Here is an 11,294-nt window from a genome sequence, read left to right on the forward strand (position 1 = left end):
AATTTAGCAAAACTTTTTCTTGATTTTGTCTACGATGGTCAAGGCTAATTTCTCAAGACTTTCCACCGTCCAACCTGCCACGTGCGGTGAAAGGATTACGTTGTCGGCCTTGATCAAATATTGAAAGGCTTCCGGAAGTTCATTTTCGACAAACATGTTTTCGAAAGAGGCCTTCTCATATTCGAGTACGTCTAAACCCGCACCCCATATTTTACCGCTTTTTAAGGCAGTCACTAGGTCTTCAGTAACGACACATTTACCGCGAGCGGTATTTAATAGCCAAAACGGATGTTGAAACTTGTCAATAAATTCAGCGTTGACCATTCCCATAGTTTGATCCGTCTGAGGTACATGTAAGCTTAGTACCTCGGTACGCTGATGAAGTTCCATGATACCCACCTGGCGGGCGTTTTCGTCTCCAACACCTCCCTTTATATCGTAGCAGATGACCTCGACGTTGAAACCCTTTAATTTTTTGGCAAAGGCTTTCCCCATATTACCATATCCTACAATCCCCACCGTTCTTCCATCGAGCTCCCAACCTCGATTGCCTTCACGATCCCAAAGGCCTGAACGGACTTCCCTGTCTGCCTTGTTCAATTTGTTGAGCAAAGAAAGCAACATGCCGAGAGTATGCTCGCCCACGGCATTGCGATTCCCTTCGGGAGCCGCGGCGAGGAAAATACCCTGGTCTTCGGCATGGGCCACATCAATATTCTCCAATCCGGCACCTAGGCGCCCTATAAATTTGAGGTTTTCGGCCTTGTTAAGGAATTCACTATCTATAGAGAAGCGACTTCTGATGATCAGGCCATCGTATTCATGGATTTTTTTTTCGATTTCTTTTTTTGAGGAGGTATAATCTTCATCGTTTTCAAAACCCAATTCAGAAAACTTTTGTATCAACAATGGATGGTTTATATCGACGTGCAGTATTTTCATTTTTCTTCCCATAAATTTTGAAGCCATATCCCGGCCCGTTTTAATTCCGTTACATACGAGCAACCTTCATAGTGCGAAAGTGCTTCATTCGAGGCAAAGATAAGTTCGGTGCCCGCATTTTTAGTCTTTTCGACCCACTTTCTTGTTTTTGAAATACTAAACAGTTCATCTTTTTCACCATGAATAACGTATAGCGGAACAGCTATTTTTTTATAAATAGGATAGGAGCTTGCCATGGGTATGGCCGCTGAAAACAAGGTGGGATAATGCTCGGCAAAGTACCAGCTGCCGTTACCTCCATTACTGTATCCCAAAATAGCTATTTTATCGGGGTTCACGTTCCAGTACTTCTTACTATACGTTACTATAGCGCGTATTTTATCAATATTGTTCGCGGTAGACCATAGTTGGTTTTCTCCTTCTGGGGAAATTATAATGGCATTCAAAGATTTCAAGGCGGGGAGCACAAGGCAATCGTTGAAGTCTTTATACGCTTTTTCTCCACCTGCCCAGTGTAAGGCGATAACAAGACTATTTTTCGTTCTCCTCTTTTCAGGAAAACTGACCCTTGCTTTCCAGCGTTTTCCGGAAGTATTGGTCAATGTTTCGTCCCTTGTACCGCTTTTAGGCTTGATTTTTGAGAATGATTTTTCGGATTTGGTAAGCTTTGTTTGCGCACCGATTTGATCTTGGCAGCAGAGGAGTATAAAAATGAGTATAAAATAATGGAGTTTCATAATTTGTGATACTGCCTTTTTTACCTGTAAGTAATCCTTTGGGAGTCTAAAGTACCAAGTAATACTTCTAAGGATATCTATAAAAATAGGTCGATTTATGGAATATCTGGAAATGGAACTTTAAGAAATACCGGGATATAACTTGAAATTAAATTCCCAAAATAATTTTGGCGATGCTAAAATATATGAGAATGCCAAAAATATCGTTACTGGTCGTTATGAACGGACCGGTCGCGATCGCTGGATCGATGCCCCTCTTATGAAGAAACAGGGGTGTAAAAGTGCCGATGATACCGGCCACTACAATAACCACGACCAACGAAATGGAAATCGCCATGGCCGTTGGAAAGTTGCCTTTATAGATCCAGGTAAATAAGAGCAAGATAATGGCTAAAATAAGGCCGTTCAACGTGGCCAACAGCATTTCTTTGATCAAGCGATTTCCTATACTGCCCTTTAGGTCGTCATTGGCAAGCCCTTGAACGATAATCGCACTAGATTGTACCCCGACATTTCCGGCCATCGCTGCAATCAACGGGGTGAAAAAGAATAAAATGGCATGTTTGCTGATCATTTCCTCAAAACCGCCCATAATTACCGCAGCCCCAACGCCACCTACCAAACCTAGGAAAAGCCACGGCAGACGGGCCCGGGTCAGATCCCAAATACTATCGTCGGCCTCAACATCTTGCGAAATACCTGCCGCCATCTGATAATCCCTATCGGCCTCTTCCCGGATAACGTCGACAATGTCATCAATGGTGATACGACCAACAAGTCGGCCTATTTCATCTACAACGGGAATGGCTTCCAAGTCGTATTTGGACATGATTTTAGCCACTTCTTCCGGTTTTTCGTTCACGTTTACGGAATCTACTTTCGGTATATACACATCGCGAATGTGGGTACGGGTCGAGGTGGTCAAAAGATCTTTTAAAGACAGACGGCCTTTGAGCTTGTCTTCCTCGTCTACTACGTAAATGGAGTGCACCCGTGTTACGTTCTCGGCTTGAGCCCGCATTTCCTTCACACACTTGAGAACATCCCAGTTTTCCCTCACCTTGACCAACTCTTTGGCCATAAGACCACCTGCAGAATACTCATCATACCGAAGCAGGTCAACGATATCTTTTGCGTGTTCACGGTCTTCAATTTCTGAAATGACCCTTTGAACGATCTCGTTGGGAAGCTCACCAACTATGTCGGCCGCATCATCGGTATCGAGTTCTTCAAGTTCACCGGCAATTTCTTTTGCTGAGAGGTTTTTCAGAATTGATTCACGTACATCTTCGTCGAGTTCGGTAAGTACATCGGATGTTTTGTCGCTATCCAATAATTTGATGAGGTAGGTGGCCTCTTCTTCGTTCAGCTCATTGATGATTTCTGCAACGTCGGCATAGTGAACATCTTCCATAAGGGTGACAAGTGAGCTGCCCTTTTGGTCTTTTATCAGCTGTTCGATTTCAGCTAGAAGTTCATCTGTGAGTTTAAATGGGGTCATGTTACCATTTTCAGCTGTACTGCGGATGGGGCAAAGCTAAACAAAATGTTTCTAGTTTTAGGTTTTCGCCAAGGTAAGTTCAGACCGCTTACCGCTTCTTTTAAAAACAAATTTTCGAAAAAAGTGAAACGCTACAAGAGGTCGATTTTAAACCTCGTTTTCTTTGAGGTCGTTTTGAATGTTATTGGTAAGCGTGATGAAATCTATGACCCCAATTTGCTCAGGTCGTTTATCGAAAACATCGGTTTCCCTGAATGTTGAAGAAAGATTAAAACTTTTTAGGCTGTTGCGAAGCGTTTTTCTACGCTGGTTAAAAGCGGTTTTTACGACCCTAAAAAATAGTTTTTCATCACAGTTCAATATCGGATCCTCCTTACGTACGAGGCGTAATACACCTGATTGTACCTTTGGTGGCGGGTCGAAAACTTGTGGAGGTACCGTGAAAAGATACTCCGCATCGTAAAAGGCTTGCACCAACACCGAAAGTATTCCATAGGTTTTAGTTCCTTCTTTTTCGCAAATCCGTTTCGCCACTTCTTTTTGGAACATCCCGGAAAATTCGGGAACCTGCTCCTTTATTTCCAGTAGCCTAAATACAATCTGTGTAGATATGTTGTAGGGGAAATTGCCCGTTATGGCAAAAGGCTCATGGCCAAAAAGGGTATTCAAATTATATTGAAGAAAATCTCCTTCGATGATTTGAAACGTACGGTCGTTTCCCACTGCGCTAGGATGTTCTAGTGGAAAGCTGTGGTTGAGGTATATAACCGAATCTTTATCTAAATCCATAGCGATAAGGTTTACATTGCGGGTCAATAGATATTTGGTAAGCACCCCTGTACCCGGACCTATTTCAAGTACGTTCTTATAGCCATCTAAAGAAAGGGTGTCCGCTATTTTTTGTGCAATCGCCTCATCTTTTAAAAAATGCTGGCCTAGGTGTTTTTTTGCTTTTACGGGTCCTTTGGCAGATTTGGAAATGGGCCGTTTGGCATGGCTATTTTGACTTGATTTTCTTTTTTTTGCCATATTCATCGATTTGCACTAATTGGCTATATACAACCAAGCTCGTTTTCCTGATTCAAGTTCAATTAGCTTTCTTTTGTAAGCTTCACCTTCATAGACATCGGCTTGTATAAGCTCTTGTTCGGATAGTTCGAATACGGTTCCCGATATACGATGGGCAGGGTTTTTTGTTTCATTCAGTATGGGGTAGGCACCATATGCCTTTTCTTTCGACAGCACGAAGCCCGAGACCACGTCGGGCCATCCCCTTAATTCCCGATCGAATAGTTTTAGTTGTATGGTTGCTTCCTGCAGGCTACCATAGGAGAAAAGGTATACCATTAGTGCTCGCTAATAATTTCAAGTTCGGTATCGAAGTGGACGAACTTGTTGGGAAATTTTTTTTGGGCCTCGCCACGCAGTTTTGGGGCATCCTCCTCATAGTATTTTTGAAGAGTTTCATAATCGATGGTAGTGTATTGTACCGAATAGCTCATACCGCCCATTTCTTCCTTTACCAAGATCTTACTCATTTTAGCATTCAGAAACTTGCCGGTTGCGAGTACTTCGGGTATATGGGTTTCTTGCATCCATAGTAGCCATTCGTCGTTCACCGATGCGTCAATATTTGTGGTAACGTTATAAATGAGCATTAGGGTTCGGTTTCTGGGGTTATACATTGATATTCATATGTTGTTTCCGCCATGTTGGTTTGGTTTTGGAGTATTATGGTATATAATTTCAGTTGATCAAATCTCCTCGGAGTATCCTAAAATTCTTTCTTGCCTGAGGGAAATAGTAACTATCCCGATAATTATAGATAATGCGTTCATAGAGGGCCTTGGCCTTCTCGGGTCGGTTCAAGATATTTTTGTAAAGTTCGGCCAGTGCGAAATGTGCATCATCGGCCAAAATATCGCTCCCATAGAATTCTATGATTTTTTTATAATTCAATTCGGCCGCATCGTATTCTGCCAATTGCTCCAGTAGCTTTCCTTGCTTCAATAGGGCCTCGTCCTCGATTTTTTCCCCTTTATGGTTTTGAAGGATGTCGTCAAAGGCAGCAATCGCTTCCTTCGTATTGTTTTGGTAGGCCAATAGATCGGCCCGGGCATATTTTTTCAATGCCGTCTGTGTAGAATCTTCCAAGGAATTATCTGAAATCAAAAGGCTCAGTTGCATGGCATCATTTGCGATAAGCTGTGAAGTAGATCCGCGCAGCACTTTCAATTGGGTAAAGGCCCAATCAAAATCGCCCTTATAAAAACTGGTCTGAGCTACTTTGAATCTGGCGTTTTGGCCCAATACATCATTTTTGAGATTTCTTTGTATTTGCGAAAAATAAATTAGGGCTTCATTGAATTTGCGATCATAAACTAATATATCGCCCAATGCCAATTTTATAAACGCCCTGCCACGGTTGTTCAACGGAAGCTCTAAACTCTTTTTAAGGATATCGATGGCAATAGCTGGAGTATCTCTTTTAAAAGTAAGGAAGTTGGCGTAGGCTACCTGAAGCTGAAGGGTCTTGCTTTTATAACCATGTATCTCTATCAGCGATTCGAATTGCTTTTGAACGGCATCCATTTGACGGTCGTTGGCGTCTAAAAGAGTCAGATCGATCAAATTGAGTTGGGCGTTCAGTTTGGTGACCTCATCATTGGTGTTGGAGACGATATATTCAAAAATTTCTCGTGCAGTTTCGGTTTCTTTATCAGCAAGAGCCAAATCGGCAAGGGTTTCGAGGCGCTGCATCGAAGCAACATCTACCCTCTTGTAAATGGCCTTCTCCTGTCTAAAAGCACTATCGTACTGTTTTTGTTGTACAAAGAGCCAGCTCAAAAGTTCGTTCCATAAAATATCTGGATTTTTCTGGGCATTTTTCAGGAGAATCTGTTTGAATTTGATGTTATTCTCCGATTGTGCATCGGAAGTAATAAAGTCGTCGATATTGCGAAGTACGTTCGACTTCGAAGTTCTACCCTCGCTGATCAATTGCAGGTAAGATTCGTACATTTTCTCCACATTTCCTTGTTCTCCGTAAATTCGGGCCATTTGGTAATGATAGTCTAATTGTGGACTTAAAGTCATGGCTTTCTGATAGGCCTTCAGGGCTTGATCTAACAGGGCATACTTTTGAAAACGATAGCCTATACCATAGCCGTAATTCGGATTCTCTTCAATCGTCGCAATGGCTTTTTCATAATACGCATCGGCTTTTTCACTGAGGTCTTGAAGGGTATAGTTATACCCCAATTCTATGAAAAGGGTCGGGTACATATTATCTTCCTCGATTTTTTGGAGCAAGAATTTTTCCGCATCATCGTAACGTTCCAGTTGTTGGTACGTCGCAATGAGACCTTCGGCATAGTCTGTGCGCCTCGGGTTTTTTTCAACTAGTTTTTCATAATAAACCACGGCTTTTTCGAAGTCACCATCACTAAAATACTGTTTGGCCAGAAAGTCGTTTTGGGCATAGGTCATAAGTGAAAAAACCATGACCGTCAAAAATGCAAATAACTTCATAATCGAAATTTATCAAATTTACGTTTCCCCCGATAAATAATCTGTTAACGAGAAGATAATTCAGGGAAAAGGGGCGTTCAAAGCGGTGTATCCCATCGATTTACACATTATTGGCACCCATCTACACAACTACCAAACGCAATCGCTTTTACTTCTGATATTTTTAGATTAAATAATTAATAAAAAATTTAAATCGGAAATCATGGCAACATTTGTTAAAAATTGTGAGCGGTACGCGGCATTCTTGTATCCAAATGGTAGCAATTCGGCGAGAATTAATCTTTACTGTGCCGATGGGTATCGTCTTTATCTCATCTTCAAAGAGGGATCCCTTCAGAATAATACCTTCAATGAAGGCATCAAAACCGGAGTAGGCTATCAACCCATAGAACGTTATAGCGATTTCATAGATTTAGTACGCAATGAAAAACCTGTACGTGTGACCTTTAACACAACCAACAAAAACTACGTGGTTTACGTTTCTTCCGAAGAAGTTGGTGAAGGCGAGGTTTAGCAGGTGGCGACGAACTTCTTAGTCTATGGTATCAAAACCGCAGTAGGGTATGAGCGCTTCTGGTATTTTTATACCATCGACTGTTTGATAATTCTCTAAAATACCGGCTAAAACCCTCGGCAGGGCCAAAGCACTTCCATTTAAGGTATGTGCCAATTGGCTCTTTCCATTCTCGTCTTTGTACCGTAGTTTGAGACGATTGGCTTGAAAAGTTTCAAAGTTGGAAACCGAGCTGATCTCTAGCCAACGGTTTTGGGCGGTCGAGAATACCTCAAAATCGTAGGTCAGCGCAGATGTAAAACCTAAATCAGCCCCACATAGACGTAGAATACGATAGGGAAGTTTCAGTTCTCGCAATATCGATTTAACGTGTTCGACCATGCCATCAAGCGCGTTATACGAGTTTTCAGGGTACTCTACCCGAACGATTTCGACCTTATCGAACTGATGCAAACGGTTGAGACCGCGAACATGTGCTCCGTAACTACCCGCTTCCCTTCTAAAACAAGGGGTATATGCAGTATAGCGGACCGGGAATTCATCTGGTTTTAAAATTTCTTCACGCAGCATGTTGGTCACGGGTACTTCGGCCGTGGGAATGAGATAAAGGTTGTCCTCCGTTATATGATACATTTGCCCCTCTTTATCCGGTAATTGGCCCGTGCCGAAACCCGAGGCCTCGTTCACCAAATGGGGCACTTGTACTTCGGTGTAGCCAGCTTCAGAATTTTTATCTAAAAAGTAGGAAATCAATGCGCGCTGCAGCTTGGCTCCTTTTCCTTTATAAACGGGAAATCCGGCCCCGCTAATCTTTACGCCCAGCTCGAAGTCGATAATGTCGTATTTTTTAGCCAAATCCCAGTGAGGCAGGGCCTTATCATGAAGCACGGGAACATTTCCTTCACGAAATACTTCTTCGTTATCATCTTCCGAACTGCCCGAAGGAACCGATTCATGGGGTATGTTGGGCAGTTGGTAAAGCAACTTTTGTAGGCTCTGGGCCGTTTCGTTCAATAGATCCCCCAATTTCTTGGAGTCTTCCTTTAAAGCTCCTGATTTTTTTTTCAATACATTGGCTTCCTGTGCTTTTCCACTCTTGAAGAGCATTCCGATTTCTTTAGAAAGCGTATTGCTTTCAGCCAGGGTATTGTCCAGTTGTGCCTGGGTATGGCGCCTCTTCTCATCTAACTGAACTATTTCATTCACCAAGGAGGTGGCATCGATATTACGTTTTTTTAGCCCTGTGATAATATCTTCTTGGTGTTCGCGAATGCTTTGTAATTGTAACATTTCGTTTCGATTTTGCGTGCAAATTTAAGTTTTCTTGCGTTAATTGGATACTTTTAGAACGGATATTAAAAAATCAAGTACACTATGATTTTCGAGCATTTCGCCCTCAACGTAAATAATATAGAGGATAGGATAAAGTGGTACGTAACGTATTTAAATCTGCAGATAGCTAGCGCTCAGCAAGAACCTCCTTATATGACCTTTTTGGCGGATTCAGGAGGGCGCGTAATTATGGAGCTCTACCATAGACCCGATGAAGAAATCACCAATTTTGCAGACCAGCATCCTTTAACTTTTCACCTCGCATTTGTGAGTGAAAATTCTGAAAGTGATAAAGATCGTCTTGTGGCTCATGGCGCAACCTATGTAGAGGAAGTAAAAAAAGAGGATGGCAGCCATCTAATCATGTTACGTGACCCATGGGGAATGCCCTTGCAACTCTGCCAGAGAACGACAAAATTTTGAAGGGACCCCTAACTATTTTTAGTATTCAGAAGGTAATATCCATTCATTGTGCCAAAAATAATTCCATGAAGTATGGGCCAAATCGGTCTTCGGGTCGATAAATGCCCTATAGGGCTTTCCATTGATGCTTACTTTTGAGTTGATGGCATAGACCGAAACAGATTTGCCTTTACGTGCGTACTCTTTTTTCAAGTGTTGCGCGAATTGCCAAATGAAATCGGGGTAAGAGCCAATGCGATTTTGTTGTTTTTTGGTTAAATACTTCTTTAAATCGATAATTTCAGAAGTTCCATTTTCTTTATCGATCACTTTAAATTGTATCGTTCCGTAGCGGCTTCGTAACATCATACGCCAACTGAGACGGTGACCTTCCTCCGTCCATAGTACATTGTCTTGAATAATATGGTGGCGAAGAGGAAGAGCCAATTGGATAATAAAGTATGTGCCAACGAGCGCGTAAAAACCATTTTGACGCCGGGGAATCTCTATTTTGTTTGTAAGAAAGGGCTTTTTCTTTTTGAAAAAAATATGGCGAATCGTTTCTGGTTCAAAAAAGAATACGGTAAAGGCCAAGGAGAGGTAAGGAAAAATACCTATTTGGAAAACAATGGAATTGAATAAATGAAAAACAATAGCCGCTACGAAGGCCATTTTTCGGGTAGGTTTCCATAAAAGGGCTGGAACGACAAGGAGGTCAAAAAGGATGCCTGCAATCCCAATGAATTTATGAAGCCATGGTTGCTGCAGTAGGTTTCCGATGATAAAATAATCAGCTTTGTTGCGCATTAGAAGTTCAATGATGCCGTAATTCAGCCAATCGCCATAGAGTTTGGCGAACGAAGCATAGGTATAGACAATTAAAAGCTGTAGCACGACTATCCATTTTATGTAGGCGTACATCGAGTCGCTTTTAAGAGCCTGATTTTTCCTTACATCCACGGCGTAGTTTCTATGTGCCGGAAAAAAGCACATCAACCCTGAAATCAAAATCAATAAATAGTAATGATTGTTGTATGAAGTTTTCTGCATGAGGTATACCCCGGTCCAGAGAAGGGTAAAAGAAATGATGCTAAAACGGTATTTATAACCAAGGGCTATAAAAATCCCAAGGGTGCCCATGGCAAAAAAGTATATATACATGCCGAAGCCAGGTAGGGGCTGTAGCCAATCAAAACCGATAAAGTTAAAGGTGAACTTTGGTTCCAATAGGGTCCTTCTCACCCAACCTGTGAAAATAGCACCATAGCACTCCAACGCGATCAATGCACCAAAGAACATTCTAAAAATGAGAAGGGGCGAATTATCGATTCTCGTGAATAGAAATCGATTAAACATAATTATGAAATTAATTCAAAGCTTTTTTGCTTGTCTTTTTGCAACTGCGCCTTCAGGGCATCGACCGATTCAAACTTGTGCTCATCGCGTAAGCGATGAAGAATATCGATTTGAATTCTTTGCTCATAAAGATCTTGGTCAAAATCGAAAAAATGAATTTCGACCTTTTCCTTTCGATCATTAGAAGTACGGGTCTCACCCGATACGGTAGGGTTAAAACCAATATTCATCATGCCAAATACTTTTTTGCCAAAAAGCCTACTCTGCACTACGTAGGCTCCCTTTTTAGGGATTAACTTATATTCCTCCTCGATAAAAAGGTTTGCCGTTGGAAAACCAATCTGTCTGCCGAGACCTTTTCCGCTTTTGATTTTTCCGGTTAGCATATAGTTATATCCCAAATAGGCATTCGCGGTCGGAATATCACCTGCTTCCAAGGCCTTTCGTATTTTAGTGGAACTTACCGAAACCTCGTCGATTTCTTGGGCGGAAATCTCTTCCACTTCAAAATCAAAGGCATTCCCGAAAGCTTTCAAATCGTTGATGTTGGCATTGCGGTTTCTACCGAACCGATGGTCGTATCCTATGATGATTTTTTTAATTTTAAGGTCGTTTACCAATATGTCCCTTACAAATTCGGTCGCTGATAGGCGAGAGAATTCTTTGGTAAAAGGATGGATAATTAATTGCTCGAGCCCCAATTTCCTTAAAATTTCGGTTTTCTCATCAATAGTATTAAGTAATTTGATACCCGCGTCTTTTTGCAGGACCATTCTTGGGTGGGGGAAAAAAGTTAAAACGGTAGACTTTAAATGATATATGGCCGCATTTTTGATTAAGCGTTCTAGAATTTTCCGGTGTCCGATATGTACACCGTCAAAAGTGCCAATTGTAATAGCCGTGGGATGCCGTTTGTCGTATTTGGAAATGCTTTGGACTGTTACCACCTACTAAAAATAATAAAAAGACTTATATTTGA

General features: G+C 41.7%; 12 protein-coding genes. 2 read left to right on the forward strand and 10 right to left on the reverse strand.

Translation table 11 applies throughout. The features are described 5' to 3' along the window. Window positions 1–3: 3 nt before the first annotated feature. The 7 genes from F2B13_RS07560 to F2B13_RS07590 all read right to left on the reverse strand — a co-directional run bounded on the left by F2B13_RS07560 (window position 4) and on the right by F2B13_RS07590 (window position 6,711). Entirely contained in the window at window positions 4–942 is a 939-nt protein-coding gene (locus F2B13_RS07560; RefSeq protein ID WP_149304121.1) for a 2-hydroxyacid dehydrogenase, read from the reverse strand. Beyond that, window positions 939–1,679, reverse strand: a complete 741-nt coding sequence (locus F2B13_RS07565) for a dienelactone hydrolase family protein (RefSeq protein WP_149303918.1) — start codon at window positions 1,677–1,679, stop codon at window positions 939–941. The genes F2B13_RS07560 and F2B13_RS07565 overlap by 4 nt, the downstream gene beginning before the upstream one ends. 148 nt (window positions 1,680–1,827) lie before the next feature. After that, complete coding sequence (gene mgtE, locus F2B13_RS07570) at window positions 1,828–3,180, reverse strand: magnesium transporter (RefSeq protein WP_149274481.1); 1,353 nt, start codon at window positions 3,178–3,180, stop codon at window positions 1,828–1,830. 147 nt (window positions 3,181–3,327) lie between these two features. Then, window positions 3,328–4,209: a 16S rRNA (adenine(1518)-N(6)/adenine(1519)-N(6))-dimethyltransferase RsmA gene (gene rsmA / locus F2B13_RS07575; protein WP_149303920.1), complete on the reverse strand. Its 882-nt coding sequence runs from the start codon at window positions 4,207–4,209 to the stop codon at window positions 3,328–3,330. Window positions 4,210–4,224: 15 nt separating this feature from the next. Further along, complete coding sequence (locus F2B13_RS07580; protein WP_149303921.1) at window positions 4,225–4,527, reverse strand: gamma-glutamylcyclotransferase family protein; 303 nt, start codon at window positions 4,525–4,527, stop codon at window positions 4,225–4,227. Beyond that, the gene (locus F2B13_RS07585; protein WP_149303922.1) at window positions 4,527–4,838 is read right to left on the reverse strand and encodes a DUF4286 family protein; all 312 of its coding nucleotides are present in this window, start codon (window positions 4,836–4,838) and stop codon (window positions 4,527–4,529) included. Before F2B13_RS07585 ends, F2B13_RS07580 begins: the two co-directional genes overlap by 1 nt. Before the next feature lie 88 nt (window positions 4,839–4,926). Next, window positions 4,927–6,711: a tetratricopeptide repeat protein gene (locus F2B13_RS07590; protein ID WP_198440096.1), complete on the reverse strand. Its 1,785-nt coding sequence runs from the start codon at window positions 6,709–6,711 to the stop codon at window positions 4,927–4,929. A 202-nt stretch (window positions 6,712–6,913) separates the two neighbouring features. Between F2B13_RS07590 and F2B13_RS07595 the strand changes: the two genes are divergently transcribed. Continuing rightward, window positions 6,914–7,225 (forward strand): hypothetical protein, encoded by a 312-nt coding sequence (locus tag F2B13_RS07595; RefSeq protein ID WP_149274485.1) that lies wholly within the window; start codon window positions 6,914–6,916, stop codon window positions 7,223–7,225. An 18-nt stretch (window positions 7,226–7,243) separates the two neighbouring features. On the opposite strand, the gene serS is transcribed toward F2B13_RS07595, so the two are convergent. Beyond that, window positions 7,244–8,515 carry a serine--tRNA ligase gene (serS, locus tag F2B13_RS07600; RefSeq protein ID WP_149303923.1) on the reverse strand — a complete coding sequence of 424 codons (1,272 nt, stop codon included), beginning with the start codon at window positions 8,513–8,515 and terminating at the stop codon, window positions 7,244–7,246. An 84-nt stretch (window positions 8,516–8,599) separates the two neighbouring features. Between serS and F2B13_RS07605 the strand changes: the two genes are divergently transcribed. Next, window positions 8,600–8,980, forward strand: coding sequence for a VOC family protein (locus F2B13_RS07605; RefSeq protein WP_149303924.1), 381 nt, complete (start codon window positions 8,600–8,602; stop codon window positions 8,978–8,980). 18 nt (window positions 8,981–8,998) lie between these two features. Here the strand turns inward: F2B13_RS07605 and F2B13_RS07610 are convergent, their stop codons facing one another. Both F2B13_RS07610 and F2B13_RS07615 read right to left on the reverse strand, forming a co-directional pair. Next, complete coding sequence (locus F2B13_RS07610) at window positions 8,999–10,315, reverse strand: HTTM domain-containing protein (protein WP_149303925.1); 1,317 nt, start codon at window positions 10,313–10,315, stop codon at window positions 8,999–9,001. A 2-nt stretch (window positions 10,316–10,317) separates the two neighbouring features. Further along, window positions 10,318–11,262 carry a bifunctional riboflavin kinase/FAD synthetase gene (locus F2B13_RS07615; RefSeq protein ID WP_149303926.1) on the reverse strand — a complete coding sequence of 315 codons (945 nt, stop codon included), beginning with the start codon at window positions 11,260–11,262 and terminating at the stop codon, window positions 10,318–10,320. Window positions 11,263–11,294 lie beyond the last annotated feature (32 nt).

The sequence above is a fragment of the Pareuzebyella sediminis genome (assembly GCF_008367235.1).
In the GTDB taxonomy this organism is placed as follows: Bacteria; Bacteroidota; Bacteroidia; order Flavobacteriales; family Flavobacteriaceae; genus Pareuzebyella; species Pareuzebyella sediminis.